General features: G+C 65.3%; 19 protein-coding genes. 7 read left to right on the forward strand and 12 right to left on the reverse strand.

The features are described from left to right. Nucleotides 1-116: 116 nt before the first annotated feature. The gene (locus tag PMI20_RS29425; RefSeq protein ID WP_007928866.1) at nucleotides 117-1,121 is read right to left on the reverse strand and encodes a FecR family protein; all 1,005 of its coding nucleotides are present in this window, start codon (nucleotides 1,119-1,121) and stop codon (nucleotides 117-119) included. 63 nt (nucleotides 1,122-1,184) lie between these two features. Further along, on the reverse strand, nucleotides 1,185-1,703 hold the full coding sequence (locus tag PMI20_RS29430; protein WP_007928868.1) for an RNA polymerase sigma factor: 519 nt from the start codon (nucleotides 1,701-1,703) through the stop codon (nucleotides 1,185-1,187). Between the two features lie 256 nt (nucleotides 1,704-1,959). On the opposite strand from PMI20_RS29430, the gene aroQ reads away from it, so the two are divergent. Beyond that, nucleotides 1,960-2,409: a type II 3-dehydroquinate dehydratase gene (aroQ, locus tag PMI20_RS29435; RefSeq protein ID WP_007928871.1), complete on the forward strand. Its 450-nt coding sequence runs from the start codon at nucleotides 1,960-1,962 to the stop codon at nucleotides 2,407-2,409. Continuing rightward, entirely contained in the window at nucleotides 2,406-3,260 is an 855-nt protein-coding gene (locus PMI20_RS29440) for a shikimate dehydrogenase (protein WP_007928879.1), read from the forward strand. The genes aroQ and PMI20_RS29440 overlap by 4 nt, the downstream gene beginning before the upstream one ends. An 87-nt stretch (nucleotides 3,261-3,347) precedes the next feature. Here the strand turns inward: PMI20_RS29440 and PMI20_RS29445 are convergent, their stop codons facing one another. Next, a complete protein-coding gene (locus tag PMI20_RS29445) occupies nucleotides 3,348-4,547 on the reverse strand; it encodes a benzoate/H(+) symporter BenE family transporter (protein ID WP_007928880.1) in 1,200 nt (399 codons plus the stop codon). A gap of 134 nt (nucleotides 4,548-4,681) precedes the next feature. On the opposite strand from PMI20_RS29445, the gene pdxR reads away from it, so the two are divergent. Next, on the forward strand, nucleotides 4,682-6,169 hold the full coding sequence (gene pdxR, locus PMI20_RS29450; RefSeq protein WP_007928881.1) for a MocR-like pyridoxine biosynthesis transcription factor PdxR: 1,488 nt from the start codon (nucleotides 4,682-4,684) through the stop codon (nucleotides 6,167-6,169). 4 nt (nucleotides 6,170-6,173) lie between these two features. On the opposite strand, the gene PMI20_RS29455 is transcribed toward pdxR, so the two are convergent. Next, entirely contained in the window at nucleotides 6,174-6,851 is a 678-nt protein-coding gene (locus PMI20_RS29455; protein ID WP_007928882.1) for a TetR/AcrR family transcriptional regulator, read from the reverse strand. Between the two features lie 104 nt (nucleotides 6,852-6,955). Beyond that, the gene (gene quiC / locus PMI20_RS29460; RefSeq protein WP_007928883.1) at nucleotides 6,956-8,866 is read right to left on the reverse strand and encodes a 3-dehydroshikimate dehydratase QuiC; all 1,911 of its coding nucleotides are present in this window, start codon (nucleotides 8,864-8,866) and stop codon (nucleotides 6,956-6,958) included. A gap of 646 nt (nucleotides 8,867-9,512) precedes the next feature. On the opposite strand from quiC, the gene PMI20_RS29465 reads away from it, so the two are divergent. Then, entirely contained in the window at nucleotides 9,513-10,850 is a 1,338-nt protein-coding gene (locus PMI20_RS29465; RefSeq protein ID WP_007928884.1) for an MFS transporter, read from the forward strand. A 91-nt stretch (nucleotides 10,851-10,941) separates the two neighbouring features. On the opposite strand, the gene PMI20_RS29470 is transcribed toward PMI20_RS29465, so the two are convergent. The 4 genes from PMI20_RS29470 to PMI20_RS29485 form a co-directional block, all read right to left on the reverse strand. Then, a complete protein-coding gene (locus PMI20_RS29470) occupies nucleotides 10,942-11,820 on the reverse strand; it encodes a DMT family transporter (RefSeq protein WP_007928885.1) in 879 nt (292 codons plus the stop codon). Nucleotides 11,821-11,944: 124 nt separating this feature from the next. Beyond that, entirely contained in the window at nucleotides 11,945-12,760 is an 816-nt protein-coding gene (locus tag PMI20_RS29475) for a sugar phosphate isomerase/epimerase family protein (RefSeq protein ID WP_007928886.1), read from the reverse strand. 2 nt (nucleotides 12,761-12,762) lie between these two features. Beyond that, the gene (locus PMI20_RS29480) at nucleotides 12,763-13,818 is read right to left on the reverse strand and encodes a Gfo/Idh/MocA family protein (protein WP_007928888.1); all 1,056 of its coding nucleotides are present in this window, start codon (nucleotides 13,816-13,818) and stop codon (nucleotides 12,763-12,765) included. Nucleotides 13,819-14,161: 343 nt separating this feature from the next. Further along, nucleotides 14,162-14,938, reverse strand: a complete 777-nt coding sequence (locus PMI20_RS29485; RefSeq protein ID WP_007928890.1) for an IclR family transcriptional regulator — start codon at nucleotides 14,936-14,938, stop codon at nucleotides 14,162-14,164. Between the two features lie 209 nt (nucleotides 14,939-15,147). On the opposite strand from PMI20_RS29485, the gene PMI20_RS29490 reads away from it, so the two are divergent. Beyond that, on the forward strand, nucleotides 15,148-16,875 hold the full coding sequence (locus tag PMI20_RS29490; protein WP_007928895.1) for an FAD-dependent oxidoreductase: 1,728 nt from the start codon (nucleotides 15,148-15,150) through the stop codon (nucleotides 16,873-16,875). Nucleotides 16,876-17,048: 173 nt separating this feature from the next. Here PMI20_RS29490 and pcaG read toward each other — a convergent pair whose 3' ends face one another. The 3 genes from pcaG to pcaQ all read right to left on the reverse strand — a co-directional run bounded on the left by pcaG (nucleotide 17,049) and on the right by pcaQ (nucleotide 19,417). Continuing rightward, on the reverse strand, nucleotides 17,049-17,654 hold the full coding sequence (gene pcaG, locus PMI20_RS29495) for a protocatechuate 3,4-dioxygenase subunit alpha (RefSeq protein WP_007928898.1): 606 nt from the start codon (nucleotides 17,652-17,654) through the stop codon (nucleotides 17,049-17,051). 10 nt (nucleotides 17,655-17,664) lie between these two features. Next, entirely contained in the window at nucleotides 17,665-18,384 is a 720-nt protein-coding gene (gene pcaH, locus PMI20_RS29500) for a protocatechuate 3,4-dioxygenase subunit beta (RefSeq protein WP_007928900.1), read from the reverse strand. A gap of 103 nt (nucleotides 18,385-18,487) precedes the next feature. Continuing rightward, nucleotides 18,488-19,417, reverse strand: a complete 930-nt coding sequence (gene pcaQ, locus PMI20_RS29505; RefSeq protein ID WP_037035359.1) for a pca operon transcription factor PcaQ — start codon at nucleotides 19,415-19,417, stop codon at nucleotides 18,488-18,490. A 139-nt stretch (nucleotides 19,418-19,556) separates the two neighbouring features. Here pcaQ and ypfJ point away from each other — a divergent pair, with 139 nt between their 5' ends. Next, nucleotides 19,557-20,453, forward strand: coding sequence for a KPN_02809 family neutral zinc metallopeptidase (gene ypfJ, locus PMI20_RS29510; protein WP_007928902.1), 897 nt, complete (start codon nucleotides 19,557-19,559; stop codon nucleotides 20,451-20,453). Further along, a complete protein-coding gene (locus tag PMI20_RS29515; RefSeq protein ID WP_007928903.1) occupies nucleotides 20,453-21,430 on the forward strand; it encodes a hypothetical protein in 978 nt (325 codons plus the stop codon). Before ypfJ ends, PMI20_RS29515 begins: the two co-directional genes overlap by 1 nt. Nucleotides 21,431-21,485: the final 55 nt, after the last annotated feature.

The raw sequence follows: 21,485 nt of genomic DNA on the forward strand, positions 1-21,485 counted from the left end.
TGGCTGCTTTTTATTGATGCGAATGCATCTCAATTAGCTAGACGTGCCAGGCAGGAAAACTCAGTAAGGTTTTTTCCAACTATTTTTCACGGGGAGGAAAGCGGCGGCGCCAGGCCTCAGTAAATCAGGCTGACGCCGGCCAGATCGAAGTGCCGCACCTGCAGTTCCCGGGTCAGGGTGGCCAGGGCAGTGTCGAGCATGTCCAGGCGGAACACGCCGCTGACCTGACGCTGGGCCAGGGCTTCGTTACCCAATACCACCCGGCCGGGGCGATAACGATTGAGCTGTTCGATCACCAGCGCCAGCGGCTGGCGATCGAACACCAGCACGCCACGCCGCCAGCTCGTGGCCCGTTGCAGATCCAGGCCATCCAGAGTGACCACCCCCGACAGCGGGTTGTAGCGGGCGCTCTGCCCTTCCTGCAGGACCCGTTCGGAAGCGCCCTGCTGCGCCGGCGTATCCAGGTTTACGGCAACGCTGTGTTGCAGTACGCCGATCCAGGCCTGCTGGCTGCTTTCACGCCCCACCACGAAGCGCGTGCCCAGGGCGCGGGTCTGCCCGCCGGCACTCTCGACCACAAAAGGGCGGGACTCCTCGCCGCCCATGGGCGCCACGTCGAACACCGCGGAGCCGGCGAGCAAATGCACCTGGCGCTGGGCCTGGTTGAAATCGAGGCGAATGGCGCTGGACGAATCCAGCTCCACGGTACTGCCGTCGGCCAGGTGCACGGTGCGCACTTCGCCTTTGTCGGTGAGGTAGTCGGCCTGCATCCGCAGCAAGGCGTGCGGCCCTTGCCACCAGCCGAGCGCGACAGCCAGCACCAGCACCGCCGCGCTGGCCGCCCGTGGCAGGAAACGCCGGCGGCGCGGCCGCTGAACCGCCGTGGCCCTGGCGGCGGGCGCGCGACGCGGTTGCGCCAGTTCCGGCTCCAGGCGCAGCTCGCCCAGCGCGTCCCAGGTCCGCCGGGCAAACGCCAGCGCCGGGGCGTGGCGCGGGTCCCGCGCTTGCCATTGCTCCAGCTCGGCCTGCTCGGCGGCGCTCAGTCCACCGGCATGCAAACGCACCGCCCAGTCGGCGGCGGCCTCAGTGATACTGCGCTCTTGCGGACCCTGGCTATTCACGTGTGAATCTCGATTTCTCGTTATATATAAGCAGTGACGACTGACCCCGGGTTTTACCGTAACTCACTCGTCGGCCGCCCGACCGCCGGTAGCCAGGCGCTGCATCACATGGGCCAGGGCCCTGGACAGGTGTTTCTGCACCGAGCTGTCGGAAATCTCCAGATGCCTGGCCACTTCGGCGTGGGTCATGCCTTCGATCCGGTTCAAGCGGAAGATCTCCTGAGTGCGCGGCGGCAACTCCAGAATGGCCTGCTTCAATGCCTTGCGCTGTTGCTGCGCCATCGCCTGGGCCTCCAGACCGGCTTGCTCGTCTTCGATCTCGGCCAGGGCTTCATGGGGCACGGTGTCGGTCTTGCGCCGCGCCTCCTGACGGACATGGTCGATCAGCAGATTGTTCGCCGTGCGGTAGAGATAGCCCTGGGAATTGTCGATGCGCTCGCCGCGCGTCTGTTCGGCCAGCCGCAGGAAACTCTCCTGCACCAGATCAGCGGCCAACTGCGGGTCCCGTACCTTGCGCGCCAGGTACCCACGCAAGGTAGCGGCATGCTTGAGAAACAGCCCCTTGAGATCCACGTCCGACAAACCGACTCCCTGGAACTTGAAGGAAATTGGCCGGCATCTTACGGCTTACTAAGAATTGTTTTCAATTGATATGAATACGCATCTTCTGCCGAGAAGGTGAAAGAACTTCTCCACTCATCCGGGTAGTGTTCGATTATCGAACCATTATTTCGGGGCTGTCCCCCGGCTCATTGACCAAATTAACCAGTTAGTACAATTTAGCCCCAGCCGCTGGCCGCTCAAGCCACGTCCACAATAACAACGGAGAATTCCCCCCATGCGCCCTATCGTTCTGGTGCTCAACGGCCCGAACCTGAACCTGCTCGGCACCCGCGAACCCGCCACCTATGGTCACGAGACCCTGGCCGACATTTCCGCCCTGTGCGGGCGTGCCGCCGAGGAGTTCGGCCTGACCGTGGAGTTTCGCCAGACCAACCACGAAGGCGAACTGCTGGACTGGATTCACGGCGCCCGTGGCCGTTGCGCCGGGATCGTGATCAACCCGGCGGCCTGGACCCACACCTCGGTGGCGATCCGCGATGCCCTGGTGGCCAGCGAGTTGCCGGTGATCGAAGTGCACCTGTCGAACGTCCACGCCCGCGAACCGTTCCGCCATCATTCCTTTGTCTCGGGCATCGCCCTGGCAGTAATGTGCGGCTTTGGCAGCCATGGCTATCGCCTGGCACTGGCGCATTTCAGCCAGCGCTTTCAAGGAGCCCAGGCATGACCCAGCAGAACACAGTACTGGCCGGACTGATCGGCGCCGGCATCCAGGCCTCGCGCACCCCGGCGCTGCATGAGCACGAAGGCGACGCCCAGGGCCTGCGTTATCTGTACCGGCTGATCGACCTGGACCAGCTGCAACTCGACAGCAACGCCCTGCCCGACCTGCTGCTGGCCGCCGAGCGCATGAACTTCACCGGGTTGAATATCACCTTCCCGTGCAAGCAAAGCATCATCCCGCTGCTCGACGAGCTGTCGCCGGAAGCCCGCGGCATCGGCGCGGTGAATACCGTGGTGCTCAAGGATGGCAAGCGCATCGGCCACAACACCGATTGCCTGGGTTTTGCCGAAGGTTTCCGTCGCGGCTTGCAAGGCGTGGCCCTGTCGCGCGTGGTGCAGATGGGTGCCGGCGGTGCCGGTGCCGCGGTGGCCCATGCGCTGCTCAGCGAAGGCGTGCAACAGTTGCATATCTTCGATGTGGAAAGTGCCCGCGCCCAGAGCCTGGCGGATAACCTCAACCAGCATTTCGGCCCCGGCCGGGCCAAGGCCGGCGTCGACCTGCCCGCCACCCTGGCTGCCGCCGACGGCCTGGTGAACACCACACCCGTGGGCATGGCCAAGCTGCCGGGCATGCCGGTACCGGTCGAGTTGCTGCGCCCCGGATTGTGGGTCGCGGAGATCGTCTACTTCCCCCTGGAAACCGAGCTGCTGCGCAACGCCCGAGCCCTCGGTTGCCGCACCCTGAACGGCGGCAACATGGCGGTGTTTCAGGCGGTGAAGGCATTCGAGCTGTTCAGCGGCGTGGCGCCGGATGCCCAGCGCATGCTCGCGCATTTCCAGAGCATGAATGGCTGACAGCGCCTGACCAGGTCAGTGCGGGGCTGTGATCGGCTCCGCTCTCGACAGGTACCTGCCACACTCCCCCGCGGCCATGCATGGCGACTAGGCGCGTTCATGACGACCAGCTGGCCGCAGCCGTCCGTGCATCACGCCGTGCGCCAGCAACCCCGCCAGCAAGCCCCAGAATGCGCCGCCCAACCCGAACAAGGTGATATTGGCGGCGGTCGCCAGGAAGGTGATCAAGGCGGTTTCCCGGCCACTCGGCTCGACCAGCGCGGTGGCGAGGTTGCCGCCGATCGCCCCCAGCAGGGCCAGGCCCGCCAGGGTGGTGATAAAGGTCGCCGGCAGGACCACGAACAGCGCCGCCAGGGTGCTGCCGAAGATCCCCACCAGCAGGTAGAACACCCCACACGCGAGCCCGGCCAGATAACGCTTGGCCGGTTCTTCATGCGCCTCCTTTCCCGTGCAGATGGCGGCGGTAATGGCGGCGACATTGAACGCATGGGAACCGAACGGCGCCATCAGCAAGGAGCCCAGGCCGGTCGCGGTGAGAATCGGATTGGCACTGGTCTTGAACCCATCGTTGCGCAGCACCAGCATGCCGGGCATGTACTGACCGGTCAGGGTGATCAGGAACAACGGCAGGGCCACGCTCAGCAGCGCATTCAGCGAGAACACCGGCACAGTCAGCACCGGCAGGGCCGGCTTGAGTTCGAGGCTGGCGAAACTGACTTGCCCCAACCCGAGCAACAGCACAATGCCAATCAGCAACACCCCGACAATCGCATAACGCGCAGTAAAGCGCCGTAGCAGCACATAGCTGAGCAGCAGCGCGCCCACCAGCAAAGGATCGACCCCTGCGCCGTCGAAAGCGCCAATCCCGAAGCGCAACAGAATGCCCGCCAGCAGGCCCGCCGCGATCCCCGGCGGGATCAGCTTCACCAGCCGCTCGAAATAACCCGACATGCCCAGCACCATGAAGCCGGCAGCCGACAGCATGAAGGCGCCGATCATTTCCGGGTAAGGCGTGCTCGGCAGTACCGCGATCAGGAAGGCCGCGCCCGGTGTCGACCAGGCGGTAATGATCGGCTCGCGGTAGCGATAACTCAGCCAGGCGCCGGTCAGGCCGACGCCGATCGAGATCGACCAGATCCACGAAGCGGTCTGCTCCGGGCTCAGCCCGGCCGCCTTGGCCCCCTGGAAAACCAGAATGAAGGTTCCCCCGTAATTGACGATGACCGAGATCAGCGCGGCAACGCTTGGATGCAGCAGGTCAGCGATTCTGATGCTGGCGGTTTTCATCGGGGAAACCCTCTGGCTGTGTTGGCAAGGCGAGGGAGTATCCGCAGGTAATGGCCTGTATAAAATATCCACTTTCGATCAATATCCCAGACCACTTTTCCAGCTGCCGCCGACCGGCAATCCACAGGCCCCCAATGAAAACCCGCAAAACCGCCTATCCCATCTGGAACCGTCTGCAACTGGCCAAGGACGGCCACTTGTCCTTGCGCGAGCAATTGCTGCTGTTCCTGCGCAAAGGCATCGCCGACGGCAGCGTCAAGGCCGGGATCCGCCTGCCGGCTTCACGCGTGCTGGCGACACAATTGGGGCTATCGCGCATGACCGTGACCGAGGTCTATGGGCAGTTGATCGCCGAGGGATTCCTCGAGGCCCGGACAGGTTCGGGGACCTACGTCATGGCGCGGATCGCCGAGCAAACGGCCTCGCCGCCCGCCCGGACAGAGGCCCCCGTCGGCTCCACCCGGGCCCGGGCGCTGACGGGGACCGACTCGATGTCCGTGGCCCGGGCCGCCTGGCCGCTGACCCCGGGCCTGCCGGCGCTGGACGCCTTTCCCTATGCGCTGTGGGGGCGCCTGGAAGGCCGCTTCTGGCGACGCCGGCCACTTCCCGACCTGTCCTACGGCGACCCGCAGGGCTTCCTGCCATTGCGCGAAGCCCTGGCGGCGTACCTCGGCGCGGCACGCGGAGTGGTGTGCCAGGCCAGTCACATCGTGATTACTCCCGGTGCCCAGGCGGCGGTGTCGATTGCCACCCTGGCGCTCACCGACCTGGGAGAGCGGGTCTGGGTCGAGAACCCCGGCTACGATGCGGCCTACCGCAGCGTGCTGCTGGCCGGTGTGCAGGCCGTGGGCGTTCCGGTGGATGCAGAAGGCCTGGATGTGCAGGCCGGCCGCCGGCTCGCGCCCGACGCCAGGCTGGCGCTGGTATCGCCTTCGCACCAGTATCCCCTGGGGGTCGGCATGAGCCTGGCGCGACGCCTGGCCTTGCTGCAATGGGCCCACGATGCCGATGCCTTCATCCTCGAAGACGATTACGACAGCGAGTTCCGCTACGGCGGCGCGCCAACCCCGGCGCTCAAGGCCCTGGACGGCCATCAGGGGCGGGTCATTTATGTCGGGACCTTGAGCAAGCTGCTGGCGCCGGGCCTGCGCCTGGGGTTCCTGGTCGCCCCCGAGGCGGTAGTGGAGGTGTTGTGCAACGTACGCAATGGCAGCGGCCACCGCGTGCCTTTGTCGCTCCAGGCGACGGCGGCGGAGTTCATCGGCAATGGCCATCTCGGCAGCCACATCCGTCGTAGCCAGGCGGTTTATGCGCAGCGTCGCGCCGCCTTGCTGGCAGCCATTCACAACGCCGGCAGCGAGCGCATGACGGTAGCCAGCAGCGCCAGCGGATTGCACCTGCTCGCCGAACTGCCCGATGGGCTCGACGACCAGGCGATCGCGGCCGCCGCCCATGCCCGGAAGATCGGCGTCGCGCCGCTGTCAGGTTTTTTCGTGGGTGCCCAGGGCGGATCACGCCCGGGCTTGCTGATGGGCTTTGGCAATACCCGGGCGGAGTCAATGCCGGATGCGGTTGCAACCTTGTGCCGGCTGATCGACCGGCAACGGGGTTCAACCCTCTAGGCGATCAGGCCTGCAAGTAGCGCAGCACCGACTCGCAGATCATCTCGCGGTGGCGCTGCTTGATCGCCTCGTCAGGCAGGTCGATCTGGAAGATCTCGCCGAACGTGTGGCGGTTGGACACGCGGTAGAAGCAGAACGAACTGATCAGCAAATGCACGTCCAGTGGGTCCAGGCCGGCGCGGAACACGCCCTCGTCGGCCCCGCGCCGGAGGATCTCGCCCAGGGCATGCAGGATGGTGTTGTTCATCGCCTTGATCGCTTCGGAGCGCTTCACGTATTCGGCGTTATGGATGTTCTCGATGCTGACGATGCGCACGAAATCGACGTTGCGGTCGTGGTGATCGAAGGTGAACTCCACCAGCCGGCGAATCGCCTCGCGCGGCGCCAGCTCCGCCAGGTGCAGGCGGCTTTCGGTGTTGCGGATATCGCCGTAGAGCTTCTCCAGCACCTCGACGTACAGCTGCTCCTTGCTGCCGAAGTAGTAATAGATCATGCGCTTGGAGGTGTGGATGCGCTCGGCGATGGCATCCACCCGAGCACCGGACAGGCCCTGCTGCACGAACTCCACAATGGCTTCTTGAAGAATGTTCTCGCGGGTCTTTTCCGGGTTGTTCTTGCGACTCTTGCGTGGCTCGATCACGGGCTGCTCGGGCGCTACGGAGAGTTCTGTGGTCATTGTCATTCTGGGGCTCACGGCCATCGCTGCACACGCGGGCGATTATGGGCCGCCTCGCGCAGCGAAGGAAAGCAGGACGGCGGCCCTTTGCCGCCGCCGTTACGAAACTCCTACAACTTCGCGTGCCGCACCCCGCCACTGCGCGACTTGGCCATGGCCGCCAGGCGTACCGCGACGTTCGCCGCGCCATAACCGACGTAGCCATTCTTGCGCTGGATGATCTCGAAGAAGAAGCGCCCCTCGAACGGCTCGGTGTAGACATGGAACAGCTCGCCACCCTGGGCGTCACGGTCGTAGAGCACGTTGTAGTAGGCCAGCTCGCTGAGGAACTCGTCGTCGAAATCGAAGCGCGCCGCCAGGTCGTCGTAGTAGTTGAGCGGGATATCCAGCAGCGGCACGCCCGCCTCCTTGGCCCGGCTGACTTCGGCAAAGATATCGTCGCAATCGAAGGCGATGTGATGCACGCCCGAGCCGCCGTAACTGGACAGCGCATGGGAGATCGCGGTCTTGCGGTTCTCGGAAATGTTCAGCGGCAAACGAATGGTGCTGCAACGGCTGCGCAGCGCCCGGCTCTTCACCAGGCCGTAGGGGTCGGGCAGCACCACTTCGTCGTCGGCGGTGAAATCCAGCAGGCTCTTGTAGAACAGCACCCAGCTGTCGAGGCTGTCGGCCGGCAACGCCATGGCCATGTGGTCGATGCGCTTGAGGCCGCCCTTGGCCACCACGCCCGGGAGCATATTGAAATCGGTGTCGTACAGGTGCTGGCCGCCCTGCTCCTGGTCCACCAGGTAGATCAGGCTGCCATCCAGCTCGCGTACGGCGGCCAGTTCCAGTTCGTTGGGGCCCACCAAGCCGCGGTACGGCTGGCCCTTGTAGGCCACTGCGCGCTCCAGCGCCTTGGCGCTGTCCTTGACCCGGATCGCCGTGGCGCACACCGAGGGGCCGTGGGCTTCGAAGAAGCTGTGGGCAAAGGAATAAGGCTCGGAGTTGAGGATCAGGTTGATATCGCCCTGGCGCATCAGGCTGACATTCTTCGAGCGGTGCTGGCCGGCCCTGGCGAACCCCAGGCGTTCCAGCCAGCCGCCAAGCTTGGCGCCCAGCGCTTCGTCCACGGCGAACTCGAGAAACTCGGTGCCGCCATATTCACTGGCCGGCGGCGGCGCGAACAGCGTATCGATATTGGCCACCGGCGTGGCTTCCTGCGCCAGGCGCTGGCGGGTTTTCTCCTCGAGGTACAGCAGCGAGCGCAGGCCGTCCGCGGCGTTGGCCCGGGGTGGCGCGGCGCGGAAACCGTCGTTGAAGATCTCCAGGGACAAAGGCCCGGTGTAGCCGCTCTTGATGATCGGCGCGAGGAACCCCGGCAAGTCGAAATCGCCCTGCCCCGGGAAGCAGCGAAAATGCCGGCTCCACTCCAGCACGTCCATGGCCAGGATCGGCGCGTCGGCCATCTGCACGAAGAAGATCTTGTCCCTGGGAATCTCGGCGATCGCCGCCGGGTCGCCCTTGAGCGACAAGGTGTGGAAGCTGTCGAGCAGCACGCCCAGGCTCGGATGGTCGGCCTCGCGAACGATGTCCCAGACCTGTTGATAAGTATTGACGTGCCGGCCCCAGGCCAGGGCTTCGTAGCCGATCCGCAGGCCACGGCTACCGGCGCGCTCGGCCAGCAGGCGCAGGTCGTCCACCAGGATCTGCCGGTCGCCGACGCTGTCGGCCGCGGCATTGCTGCACACCAGCACCAGGTCGGTGCCCAGTTCCTGCATCAGGTCGAACTTGCGCTCGGCGCGTTCCAGGTTGCGTTGCAGGCGGTCGCGGCGGCAACCTTCGAAATCGCGAAAAGGCTGGAACAGGGTGATGGCGATGCCCAGGTCCGCGCACATCTGGCGGATTTCCCGAGGGCTGCCGTCGTAGTAGAGCAGGTCGTTCTCGAAAATCTCCACACCGTCGAAACCGGCGGCGGCAATGGCTTCGAGTTTTTCCGGCAGGGTACCGCTCAAGGAGACGGTGGCAATGGAACGCTGCATGTTTCAACTCCCGGTAATGACCACAGATCGGGCGCCGTGCCTGTGGCCGCTGCCGCAGGTCCTCCAGCGCACTGAAGATCCCGCGCCCGCTTCGCGGGCGATCGCAGCCTGCGGCAGCGGCTACAGGTACGTTTGTTATTGGATGGGGCGGATTATTGAGCCGGGCAGTACAGACAGCAATTCAAAGTGTACGAACCAGTTAGTTTTTCGTGCGATTATCGAACAAAATGGCCGTTGGCGAATTGACGATTTTTCGTCCGCTGCGCACCATCGACAGCACATTGAGCCGGCACCTAAGCGCCGGCTTCAATCGCCCAAGACCCAGAACACACCATAAAAATTTCAAAAATCGGGTACACCCTCATGCTTGCACTCAACGCCACACCTCTCTGCCTGGCCCTCTGGCCCTCACCCGGCCAGACCTCCAACAGCCGCCTTCAGACGGACGCACTACGGCCCCTGGGCTGACCATGCCCGCACGCTGACCAACCCGCTTTCCACCGCCGCGCCCGACGCGCGTCGACCAAAGCACTCAGCCGATCGATCATCGAGTTCATCCGCGGTCCGTCCGCACAGTCGACAATCGATCACGCGCCCTTGAGTCCCGACGAGTTGTCCCTCGTCAGTCATTGAACGGATGGCACACATGATTCCTTCTCAAAGCTCCCGCATGGCCCCGAGCCTCGGCACCGCCTCCGGCGGCATCGGCGACAAGATCCGCGGCGCCATGGCGGTCGGCAAGACCCGCTGGGGCATGCTCGCCCTGGTGTTCTTCGCCACCACCCTGAACTACATCGACCGCGCCGCCCTGGGTGTGATGCAGCCGATCCTGGCCAAGGAAATGAGCTGGACGGCGATGGACTACGCCAACATCAACTTCTGGTTCCAGGTCGGCTACGCCGTCGGTTTCGTCCTGCAAGGACGGTTGATCGACCGGGTCGGCGTCAAGCGCGTGTTCTTCTTCGCCGTGCTGTTGTGGAGCCTGGCCACCGGCGCTCACGGCCTGGCCACTTCGGCCGCGGGCTTCATGGTCTGCCGCTTTATCCTCGGGCTGACCGAGGCCGCCAACTACCCGGCCTGCGTGAAGACCACACGCCTGTGGTTCCCGGCCGGCGAACGCGCCGTGGCCACTGGCATCTTCAACGCCGGGACCAACGTCGGCGCCATGTTCACGCCGATGCTGCTGCCGTTGATCCTGCATGCCTGGGGCTGGCAGGCGGCATTCCTGTGCATGGCTGCGCTGGGCGGCATCTGGCTGCTGTTCTGGGGCCTGAAGTACTTCAACCCGGAAGATCACCCGAGCGTCAAACAGTCCGAGCTCGAGTACATCCAGAAAGAAGTCGAACCGGAACAGGCCCGCGTGCCTTTCTCGCGCATCCTGCGTATGCGCGGCACCTGGGCTTTCGCCCTGGCCTACTCGATCACCGCGCCGGTGTTCTGGTTCTACCTGTACTGGCTGCCGCCGTTCCTCAACCAGCAGTACAACCTGGGCATTAACGTGACCCAGATGGGCATCCCGCTGATCATCATCTACCTGACCGCCGACTTCGGCAGCGTCGGCGGCGGCATCCTCTCGTCGTTCCTGATCGGCCGCGGGGTCAACCCGATCAAGGCGCGCCTGATGTCCATGCTGCTGTTCGCCTGCTGCATCGTCGGCGTGGTCATGGCCGCCGGGGCCAGCAACCTGTGGCTGGCGGTGTTCGCCATCTCCCTGGCCATCGGCGCGCACCAGGCCTGGACCGCCAACATCTGGAGCCTGGTGATGGACTACACGCCCAAGCACATGATGAGCACGGTGTTCGGTTTCGGCGGCATGTGCGCGGCCATCGGCGGCATGTTCATGACCCAGCTGGTGGGCCATATCCTGACCGTCACCAACAACAACTACACCGTGCTGTTCACCCTGATCCCGGCGATGTACTTCATTGCCCTGACCTGGATGTACTTCATGGCCCCACGCAAGATTCCAAAAATAGAAGACTGACGCTTTCCTCTCGCAGGCCCGGTTCCGGGCCTGCTTTTTTCTCCCCCCTTCTCTCAGTCGATACCGGCTGTCCTCCCGTTGCCAACGCCACTCAGCGCCGCCGCTGTTGCCAGGCAGCCGCCAAGCCGCTGAGGCAGATCACCGCGATGCCCAGCTGGGTGATCGGCTGCGGCGTATGGCTGAACAACAGCCAGCCCAGCAATCCGGCGAAGACGATCTGGCAATAGCCGAACGGCGCCAACAGCGCCGGCGCCGCATGGCGGAAGGCCTGGGTCAGGAACAGGTGGGCGGTCATGCCGCAGGCCCCCAGCGCCAGCATCAACACACCATGGACAAAGCCCGGCACCTGCCAGAACAACGGCACCAGCGCGCTCATCACCAGGGTGTTGCACAGGCCGGCGAAGAAGTTGCTGGTGGTCGGGCTGTCGTGCTCGGCGAGCTTGCGGGTCAGCAGTTGGTAAAAGCAGAAAAACAGTGCCGAGCAGAAAGGCAGCAGCACCGCCGGGGTGAACAGGTCGCCGCCCGGGTGAACGATGATCAGCACCCCGATAAAACCGCAGATCACCGCCAGCCACTGGCCCTTAGTCACCCGCTCGCCCAGCAGCGGCACCGACAGCGCGGTGACCAGCACCGGCGCCAGGAAGTTGACCGCCGTGGCTTCGGCCAGCGGGATAAACAGCAGCGCCGAAGTGAACAGCAGGCTGGTGCCGAGCAGGCACAAGGCCCGCGCCAGTTGCAGCAACGGCCGCTTGGTGCGCAACACCCGCAGGCCCGATTGCGGCAGGAAGATCCCGGCCATCAGCAGGGTATGAACCAGGTAGCGGGCCCAGACCACCATCACGATCGGATAGAACCCCGAGAGGTATTTCGACAGGGCGTCGTGGCTGGCGAACAGGAAGGTCGCCACGACGACCAGCAGGATGCCCTTGAAGGGCTGGTTGACACCGGAAAGGGGTGTGCTGAGGGTCATCCGCGGGGTCTCTCAAGATAGGGTTTGTTTGTAGAAAACAGCTTCGCGGGCAAGCCTCGCTCCTACAGACGCGGCGTCCGTAGGAGCGAGGCTTGCCCGCGAAAAGGGTCACACCTGCTACCCGCTAAAGCCGGGCCAACAACGCCCGGGTCTTGTCCAGGGCCATTTGCGCCCGCTCCAGGGCGCCGACACCCTGTTCGAGCAATTTCACCGTGGGGATCTCCAGGCTCAACGGCAGGTTGGCCGGCAGGCAATGCAAGAGCCCCGCCAGGTCGCAATCGCCATCCCCGGGGAAACGCCGCTCGTTGCGGGCCTGGCGCAGGATCTCCTGCATATCGTCCGGTCGCGGGCCGGCCACGTCGCACAGCTGGGCATAACGCAGCCGTGACGGCGCGACCTTTGCCAAGTCCTCCAGGCGCGAGGCCGAGCGATCGAAGTGGAATGCATCCACCAGCACGCCGGCGTTGTCGCGGCCGGCGTTCTCCACCACCCGCAGCGCCTGTTCCAGGTTGCGTGCATCGGTCCAGGGCATGAACTCCAGGTGCGGGTGCAGGCCGTAGATCGACGCCAGGTCGCACAGTTCGGCGAAGCGCTCGGTCATGCGCCCCTCGTCGGGGTCGTTGCCGGCCACCAGCAGCTCGCTGGCGCCGAACTCCGCGCCGACCGCCAGCACCGCTTCGAAATCCGCCACCCGGGTGTGCGGTTCGAGCCGCAGGATCTCCACATCCAGCACGCCGACGCCGGTGTCGCGCAGGCGGCTCAGGGTCTGTCGGCGCAGCTCGGCATCGGCCACCAGGGCAAAGTGATGCTCCTGTGGCGTCGCCGGTACCAGGCGCAAACCGACGTGGCTGTAACCGGCACGGGCCGCCACCTCGACCATCTGCGGCGGTGAAATTTCCAGCACCGTGAGGCTGGCCAGGGACAGAATACGTTCGCTCATGCTCATCCCTCGATCAGCGCCGGGGCACAGGCCCGACCGGTCGCCGCCGCTTCGCGGATCGCCTCGATCAGCGCCAGGGTCCGCGCCGCATCGGCCACGCTGACCAGCGGCTCGACCTCGCGCCGCGCCACTTTGACGAAATGCTGCAACTGCAGGCGCAGGGCCTCAGCGGCGGTGAAAGGTTCCTCGACCGCCAGCAACGGCTGATGCCAGCCGGCGCCGGCCTCGGCGTACTGCCAGCGCTTGAGCTGCGGAATGCTCAGGGCGCCAGCGGTGCCAGCCAGCAGGTAGCACGGCTGGTCGGCCTGGCGCGGGTATACCGGGTTTTCGCCGGAATCCAGCTCCCAGCTCCAGGGCGCCGCCACGGCGTCGGAACCGGTCAGGCTGCCCAGGGCACCGTTGGCGAATTGCAGCAGGACGGCGGCGCAATCCTCGTTGGCAAAACCACGCACCGCGTTGCTGGTGACGGCCTGCACCTGATGCACCTCGCCGCACAGATGACGCAGCAGGTCAAGGTCGTGAATCAAGTTGGTCAGCAACATTCCGGCCCCAGGCTCGCGGCGCCAGGGAATCTCGAAATAGCTGTCGGGCTTCTGCAACTGCCAGAGCGCGGTGACCGTGGTCAGCCGGCCCAATGCCCCGCCCCGCACCAGCGCATGGGCGCGAACGATCAGCGGATTGTGGCGCCGGTGATGCCCGACCAGCACCGGGACGCCGCTGGCTTTCACCGCGGCCACCAGTTCGCGCGCTTCATCCAGGTGCACGCCAACCGGTTTCTCCAGCAGCACCGGCACCCCGGCCGCCAGGCAATCCAGGGCGGTGCCAACGTGCAGGTTGTTCGGGTTGGCGACTATCACGGCGTCGGGGCGGGCCTGTTCGAGCATCAGTCCATGGTCGGGGTAATACGGCACCTGCCACTGCGCGGCGATCCCGGCGGCTTGCGGGCCGGGATCGGCCACGGCGCAGAGCCTGGCCTCAGTGAGGGTCTTGAGGTGCTGGCAATGCTGCTGGCCCATGTTGCCGGCGCCGATCAGGGCAATGCGCAAAGGCGAGTCCAAGGCGGGATCCTCTTGTGATTGTTATGGGAACGTGAGATTTCAAATATTTAGAACTCGGTTCCACTTTCACACAAGAGCAAAACGAAATAGTGTCCGATCAACGAACAGCTTTAAGGCTTGAGATCGTGAAGGCCCTACGACCAGCGTGGCCCGGGCTTATCGCAGGCTGCGCCAGCGGCTACAGAACACGAGGAAACCCTGTAGCCGCTGCCGAGCCCCGCGAGGCTGCGATCGGGCGCGCAGCGGCCGTAAAACAGGCGACCGTGTTGAGCCTGCCACACCGCAGTGAACGGTTTTGCGGCTCCTGCGGAGCCGATCGCAGGCTGCGCCAGCGGCTACAGGCTCAGCTGAAGAGTTCGGAGGCCTGGCTGGCGGCCGAGAGTTCGTCGGTGAACTTCAACAGCAGCGGCGCCAGTTCATGCAGGCGCGCCAGCGGCATGCGCGCGCTGGGGCCGGCGATGCTCAGCACTCCGACCACCCGGCCGTCGACCGGATGACGCACCACCGCGGCCACCGCCGAGGTGCCCACCGCCGAACTTTCCTCGACCCAGGCGTAGCCCTGTTCCCGGGCCAGGCGCAGGCGTTCGAGCAGTTCGATGTTCGAGCGCGGCGCGTTCGGGCCCAGGTCCGCGGGGATCTCGGCGGCCTGGCGCTCCACCAGCGATAACGCCTCGGCATCGCTCAGGCAGGCCAGCCAGGCATGCCCGGAAGCGGTATAGAACAACGGCGCCTCGCGGCCCATGTCGGGGTCGTAGCGCAACCCGGAACGGGCGCCCTGGGACTTGGCGATCCAGGTCTGGCGCTCGTCCTCGATCACCCCGAGGCGCACCAGCTCGCCGGTTTCCTGGGCCAGCCGGTCGAGCACCGGCTGGACGATATCCGCGCCGCTGCTGGACAGGTAGCGAAAGCCCATGGCCACCAGCTTGGTCGACAGGTGATAGCGCAGGTTGTCCGGGTTCTGGCGCACGTAGCCCAGGCGAATCAGCTCCGCCAACAGCCGGTGGGTGGCGCTTTTGGGGATGCCCAGCTGCTCGGCCAGGGTCTGCATCGGCAGGCCGCGGGGGTCGCTGGTAAGACTTTCCAGAACGCTGAAGACGCGCTCGATTTGACTGCCGGCCATGGTCGGGTCCAGACGAAATTTGGCCGATTCTAGTGACAACCGGCGCAATGGGAAACACACCGCGGCCTCGTTCGATAACCGCCCATAAAAACCTCGGCACGGCGCAGATGATCCCGCCCTCGCCTTGCTGCCGACTATTCGACTCCGTATATTTTTTGGAATCAAGTTCCAAAAACAATAATCGTTCGTTTAGCGGAGTTGCTTCTTCCATGCCTGCCACCGCCTCCCTGCACCACCCCGATATCGATTGCGACGTGCTGGTCGTCGGCTCCGGCGCCGCCGGCCTTTCGGCGGCCGTGACCGCGGCCTGGCATGGCTTGAAGGTCATAGTGGTGGAGAAAGACCCGGTGTTCGGCGGCGCCACCGCCTGGTCCGGCGGCTGGGCCTGGGTGCCGTGCAACCCGCTGGCGCGACGCGCCGGCATAGTCGAGGACGTGGAACTGCCGCGGACTTACCTGAAACATGAACTGGGCGAACGCTACCGGCCAGCAATGATCGACGCCTTCCTCGAAGCCGGCCCGCGCATGGTGTCGTTCTTCGAGCGCCATACCGCACTGCAATTCGCCGACGGCAACGCCATCGCCGATATCCACGGCGATACGCCGGGCGCCGGCACCGGCGGACGCTCGGTGATCGCCGCGCCCTACGATGGGCGCGAGGTCGGCACGCTGCTCAAGCGCCTGCGCAAGACGATGCGCGAAACCTCGTTCATCGGCATGCCGATCATGGCCGGCGCCGACCTGACGGCCTTCCTCAACCTGAGCCGTTCGCTGCCGGCAGCCTGGCATGTGAGCAAACGCGTCGCTCGCCACCTACGCGACCTCGTCACCCATCGCCGCGCCCTGCAACTGGTCAATGGCGTGGCGCTGGTGGCGCGCCTGGCCAAGTCGGCGCAGGACCTTGGCGTGCTGCTCTGGGAGTCGGCGCCGGTCACCGAGCTGCTGCGCGACGGCGACGCGGTGACGGGGGCGATTGTCAGCAGCGCCACCCGGGGGCCCATTCGTATCCACGCCCGCAAAGCGGTGGTGCTGGCGGCCGGTGGTTTCGCCAACGACATCGAGCGGCGCAAGGCACTGTTCCCACGCACGCCCACCGGCCACGAACACCTGGCCCTGCCGCCGCTGGCGGTCTCGGGCGACGGCTTGCGCCTGGGGGAAAGCGTCGGTGCCCGGGTCGATACCGACATGGAATCCCCCGTGGCCTGGGCCCCGGTTTCCGCGGTGCCCTACCAGGACGGCAGCCGCGGGCATTTCCCGCACATCATCGAGCGCGGCAAGCCGGGAGTCATCGGCGTCTTGCGCAACGGCCAGCGCTTCGTCAACGAAGCCGACGGTTACTACGACTATGTGCGAGCGATGGTCGCGGCGGCGCCCGAGGGCGAAGAAGTGGCGTCGTGGCTGATCTGCAGTCACCGGTTCCAGCGCCGCTATGGCCTGGGCATCTCCCGGCCCTTCCCGGTGCCGCTGGTGCCCTTTATCCGCAGTGGCTACCTGAAACGCGGCGCGAGCATCGAGGAACTGGCCCAGGCCTGCGGCATCGAGGTGAACGGCTTGCGCGCCACCCTGGCGGAATACAACCGGCATGCTCGACAAGGCCAGGACCCGCTGTTCGGCCGGGGCTCGACACCCTATAACCGCAAGCAGGGTGACCCGCGCCAGCAATCCAACCCGTGCGTGGCGCCCATCGAACAGGGGCCGTTCTACGCGGTAAAAGTCCAGCCGGGCTGCTTCGGCACCTTCGCCGGGCTCAAGGTCAACCCCCACGCCCAGGTGCTCGACGGCCAGGGCCAGGCCATCGCCGGCCTGTATGCCGCCGGCAGCGACATGGCCAGCATCATGGGCGGCCACTACCCCGCCGGCGGCATCAATCTCGGCCCGGCGCTGACCTTCGGCTATATCGCCGGGCGGCACATCGCGGGCGCCAGCGCTTACGAATAAGCCAGCAATCACCCTCGAAGAGAGCGTGGTTATTGAGATCGCTTGAAGGCCCTGCGGACCTTATCGCAGGCTGCGCCAGCGGCTACAGAAAGCACGGAATCCCTGTAGCCGCTGCCGAGCCCGCGAGGCTGCGATCGGCTCCGCAGGAGACGCCCGCGGTTACGGATGGCCAATCAGAAATCGAAGAACACCGTCTCCTCTTCCCCCTGGATGCGGATATCGAAGCGGTACGCCCGCTGCCCATCCACGTCACAGGGATGCGCCAGCAGGGTGTCGCGCCGCTGCGGCTGCTCGATCAGGTTCAGCACCGGGCAGGCGGCGTTGGCTTCCGGCTCGTCAGCGAAATACAGGCGAGTATGCAGGTGGATGTTGATCCCCCGGGCGAACAGCGCCACGTTGATGTGCGGCGCCATCGGCGCCCCGGCGGCGTTGTTCACCACGCCCGGCTTGACCGTGTGCAGCGTCCACTCGCCGGCATCGAAGGTGGTGGCCGTGCGCCCGAAGCTGTTGAAGGCTTTCTCCGAATCGAACACTGGGTCGTAGACGCCCTCGTGGTTGGCTTGCCAGAACTCGAGGAACGAGTCGCGCACCAGATGGCCGTTGCCGTCATACACATGGCCGATCAGCAGGATCTTTTCCCCCTGGGCGTCGGGCCCGGCCATCCGGTTCCAGATCTCGTCGCTGCGGGTCGGGTTGCCCGCCGCGGCCAGCGCCAGGCCGATGTGCACATAAGGGCCGGCTGTTTGCGAAGGGGTTTCGGGCAGCAATTGGATAGGCATGGCGGGCTCCTCAGCAATTCTCGAAGTGGGTCTTGCGCTGGCCGCGCAACACGATGTCGAAGCGATAGGCCAGGCAGTCCATCGGGTTGGCGCTGCTCATGTCCAACCGCGCGATCAGGCTCTGCACCGCGTCCGGGTTGGCGATCGACTTGACGATCGGGCACAGCGGGATCAGCGGGTCGCCCTCGAAATACAGCTGGGTGATCAACCGCGTGGCGATCGACGGCCCGCTGATGGAGAAGTGGATATGCGCCGGGCGCCAGTCGTTCGGGCCGTTGCGCCACGGGTAAGGGCCGGGCTTGATGGTGCGGAAGCTGTAGTAGCCATCACGGTCGGTCAGGGCCCGGCCGACACCGCCGAAGTTCGGGTCCAGGGGCGCCAGGTAACGGTCGTTCTTGTGCCGGTAGCGACCACCGGCGTTGGCTTGCCACATCTCCACCAGGGTGTGGGGAATCGGCTGGCCGTACTGATCGCAGACCCGGCCGGCGACGATGATCCGCTCGCCCACCGGCAAGCCGCCGTTATTGAAATTGAGCAGCAGGTCGTTGTCGAAACGCCCGGTCTTCAGATGGGAGAAATCGGGGCCGCTGGTTTCGCTCAGCGATTGCGGGATGCTCACCAGTGCCTGGCGTGGCGAACGGGCCACGGAGGTCTTGTAGTCGGGGGTCAGGGCCTTGGGATGCCAATTACGGTCACGGATAACGAAACGACTGCTGTCTGCATCGGACATGTCGGTCTCCTGTTGTTTGATTTATGGAGCGCAGCCCACGCAGTTTCAAACAACAGCAGCCCGGCGACTATTGAAAAGCCCCCTCAACAACATAACCAAACGGTTATGGATAACGCCCCTCGCGATAGGCCTGCCCGACCTCCCGCAGCACCTCGACGCACCATTGCGCCGCCAGCGATAGCGGCAGGCTGGCATTGCTGGAGATGCCCACCGAGCCGCCCGGCTCACGCTGCCCGAGGTCGATCTCGCGCAACTCGCCATTGGCCAGGTCCAGGCGCACCGCATCCAGCGGGGCGATCCACAGCGCATCGCTGGACAGCGCATAACGCCGGCTCAAGGCCACCGAGAGGGTCTCCAGGCGCTGGCGCGACTGGCTGATGCCGCACTGCACGAACAGGCTGTCGGCGAACTTGCGGATGGTGGTGCCGGCCAGCGGCAGTACCAGCGGGTAGCGCTCCAGCGCATGCCGGTCCAATGGCCCGTGCAGCAACGGATGATCGGGGCGCGCCACCAGGGTCATCGACTCGCTGTACAGATGCTCGAAGCTCAGGCCCTGGATCTGCGGGCTGTCCGTCATGCGCCCGACCACCAGGTCGACATCGCCGACCCGCAACTGCGACAGCAGGTAGGCGCTGGGGCCGGTGACCACGCTTACCACCAGCGCCGAATGCCGTTCGTGCAGGCGCCGCACCACCTCCGGCAGCAGCAGGCTTTCGGCGGTCGAAAGCACACCCAGGCGCACCACGCCGGCGGCATATTCGCCACCTCGCAGGGTGTTCACCCCCTCGCGCAGGGCCTGCACCGAGGGCCCGGCGTAACGCAGAAAGGCCATGCCGGCCTCGGTCAGGCTGAGCCCGGCCTTACTCCGGGCGAACAGCCGGGTATCGAGCAGTTCTTCCAGTTCCTTGAGGCTTTTCGACATCGCCGGCTGGCTTACCGCGAGCACATCCGCCGCCCGAGCCAGGCTGCCCTGGCGAGACATTTCAAGAAAACATACGAGGTGACGGAATTTGATGCGGGTATCGATGTTCAAAGGAGGCCCCGGATGTGTCGCGACAGGATCGATGCGGCTGCGGGCCATGGTAGCGTGCATGCAAAAGGCTGACGACCGGACTGGCGTCTGCCCTACTCACCAGCAACACTGATCAGCAAATTAGAACGAGGATTCACCCATGCTTTGGAAGAAAGGACGGCGCAGCGACAACGTGGTGGATGCTCGCGATGACAGTGGCGGCGGTGGAGGCGGCGGTCTGCGCTTTGGCGGTGGCAAGGGCCTGAGCCTGACCGCCATCATCCTGATCGTCGGCATCGGCTGGGTCACTGGCCAGGACCCGCTGCAAATCCTCGGGCAACTCGCCGGGCAGATGGACCAGTCCTCGGCGCCCGCCACCACCCAGCAGACCCGCCAGGCGCCGCCGGCCAACGACGAGCAGGCGGAATTCGTGCGCTCCATCCTCGGCGACACCGAAGACACCTGGGGCCAGATCTTCCAACAGGCCGGACGCGCCTATCAGCAACCCAAGCTCATCCTGTTCCGTGGCCGGGTGAACTCCGCCTGCGGCTCGGCGACCTCCGCCACCGGCCCGTTCTATTGCCCGGCCGACCAGCAGGTGTACCTGGACATGGACTTCTTCCGCGAGATGGACCAGCGCTTCTCGGCCGCCGGCGACTTCGCCCAGGCCTACGTGATCGCCCACGAAATCGGCCACCACGTACAGACCCTGCTCGGCGTCTCGGCGAAGATCCAGGCCGCCCGCCAACAAGGCCGGCAGATGGAAGGCGACGGCGGCCTGCTGGTGCGCCAGGAACTGCAGGCCGACTGCCTGGCGGGTGTCTGGGCCAACCATGCGCAGAAACGCCTGAACTGGCTGGAGCCGGGGGATATCGAAGAAGCCCTGAACGCCGCCAATGCCATCGGTGACGACCGCCTGCAACAGCAAGGCCAGGGCCGCGTGGTACCGGACTCCTTCACCCACGGCAGCTCGGCGCAACGGGTACGCTGGTTCAAGGCCGGTTTCACTCAAGGCCAAGTCGGCCAATGCGACACCTTCGCGGCGAAGAGTCTGTAATGCGCCGGGTACTGGTGCTGCTCACGTTATGGATGATCTGCGCCGGCGCGCAGGCAGCGGAAAATGGCGTCAAGACGATCAGCCCCGCGCGGCTGAACCTCGAAGGCGGCGAACTGGCCATCGGCCTGAGCCAGGACTGGCAGCGGCCGCTGCCCGAGGTCCAGCGGGCGCTGATCATTGTCCACGGGCGTCTGCGTAACGCCCAGACCTACCTGCAAAGCGCCGAACAGGCCGCCAGCCAGGCCGGGCAAAGTGCGTCCACCCTGGTGGTCGCCCCGCAGTTTCTCAACCAGAGCGATATCGAGCGTCACCAACTACCCGGTTCGCTGCTGCGCTGGCAGGGCAATGACTGGATGGCCGGCGAGCCGTCCAGCGGGCCCAGGGCAGTCAGTTCCTATGCGGTGCTGGACGCGATCATCACGCGGCTGAGCGATCGCCAGCAGTTCCCGGCCCTGACCGAGATCGTCATCGCCGGCCACTCCGGTGGCGCCCAGGTGGTGCAGCGTTTCGCCCTGCTCGGCCAGCACCATCCGGGCCTGGAGGATGACGGCATCAAGCTGCGCTACGTCATCGCCAACCCGTCGTCCTATGCCTACTTCGACGAGCAGCGCCCGGTGAAGGTCGATGCCGGCGCGTGCCCCGGTTTCAACCGCTGGAAGTACGGCCTGCTCAAGCTGCCGGCCTACGCCGCCGGCCAGACCGCGCAGCAACTGGAACAGCGCTACGTCAAACGCGATATCACCTACCTGCTAGGCAAACAGGACACCGACCCGCACCACCCGGCGCTGGACACCAGCTGCGCCGCCGAGGCCCAGGGCGCCTACCGCTTGATTCGCGGGCACAACTACTTCGACTACCTGAAACAGCGTCATCCCCAGGGATTGCAACAGCAATTGATCGAAGTGCCCGGGGTCGGGCATGACGGCGACAAGATGTTCACTTCGCCCGAGGGGCAGAAGGCATTGTTTGGCCAATAAACAGAGTGAGATCAGCAAGAACGCTATCGCGGGCAAGCCTCGCTCCTACAGGTTC

The organism is Pseudomonas sp. GM17 (assembly GCF_000282175.2).
In the GTDB taxonomy this organism is placed as follows: Bacteria; Pseudomonadota; Gammaproteobacteria; order Pseudomonadales; family Pseudomonadaceae; genus Aquipseudomonas; species Aquipseudomonas chlororaphis.

What these genes read in the sequence shown, in the direction of transcription:
- PMI20_RS29445 (WP_007928880.1), bottom strand. Translation starts at nt 4,547, where the DNA reads ATGAAAACCGCCAGCATCAGAATCGCTGACCTGCTGCATCCAAGCGTT.
- PMI20_RS29475 (WP_007928886.1), bottom strand. Translation starts at nt 12,760, where the DNA reads ATGAGCGAACGTATTCTGTCCCTGGCCAGCCTCACGGTGCTGGAAATT.
- pcaH (WP_007928900.1), bottom strand. Translation starts at nt 18,384, where the DNA reads ATGTCCGATGCAGACAGCAGTCGTTTCGTTATCCGTGACCGTAATTGG.
- PMI20_RS29485 (WP_007928890.1), bottom strand. Translation starts at nt 14,938, where the DNA reads ATGGCCGGCAGTCAAATCGAGCGCGTCTTCAGCGTTCTGGAAAGTCTT.
- ypfJ (WP_007928902.1), top strand. Translation starts at nt 19,557, where the DNA reads ATGCTTTGGAAGAAAGGACGGCGCAGCGACAACGTGGTGGATGCTCGC.
- aroQ (WP_007928871.1), top strand. Translation starts at nt 1,960, where the DNA reads ATGCGCCCTATCGTTCTGGTGCTCAACGGCCCGAACCTGAACCTGCTC.
- quiC (WP_007928883.1), bottom strand. Translation starts at nt 8,866, where the DNA reads ATGCAGCGTTCCATTGCCACCGTCTCCTTGAGCGGTACCCTGCCGGAA.
- PMI20_RS29455 (WP_007928882.1), bottom strand. Translation starts at nt 6,851, where the DNA reads ATGACAATGACCACAGAACTCTCCGTAGCGCCCGAGCAGCCCGTGATC.
- PMI20_RS29515 (WP_007928903.1), top strand. Translation starts at nt 20,453, where the DNA reads ATGCGCCGGGTACTGGTGCTGCTCACGTTATGGATGATCTGCGCCGGC.
- PMI20_RS29470 (WP_007928885.1), bottom strand. Translation starts at nt 11,820, where the DNA reads ATGACCCTCAGCACACCCCTTTCCGGTGTCAACCAGCCCTTCAAGGGC.
- pcaG (WP_007928898.1), bottom strand. Translation starts at nt 17,654, where the DNA reads ATGCCTATCCAATTGCTGCCCGAAACCCCTTCGCAAACAGCCGGCCCT.
- PMI20_RS29465 (WP_007928884.1), top strand. Translation starts at nt 9,513, where the DNA reads ATGATTCCTTCTCAAAGCTCCCGCATGGCCCCGAGCCTCGGCACCGCC.
- pdxR (WP_007928881.1), top strand. Translation starts at nt 4,682, where the DNA reads ATGAAAACCCGCAAAACCGCCTATCCCATCTGGAACCGTCTGCAACTG.
- PMI20_RS29490 (WP_007928895.1), top strand. Translation starts at nt 15,148, where the DNA reads ATGCCTGCCACCGCCTCCCTGCACCACCCCGATATCGATTGCGACGTG.
- PMI20_RS29440 (WP_007928879.1), top strand. Translation starts at nt 2,406, where the DNA reads ATGACCCAGCAGAACACAGTACTGGCCGGACTGATCGGCGCCGGCATC.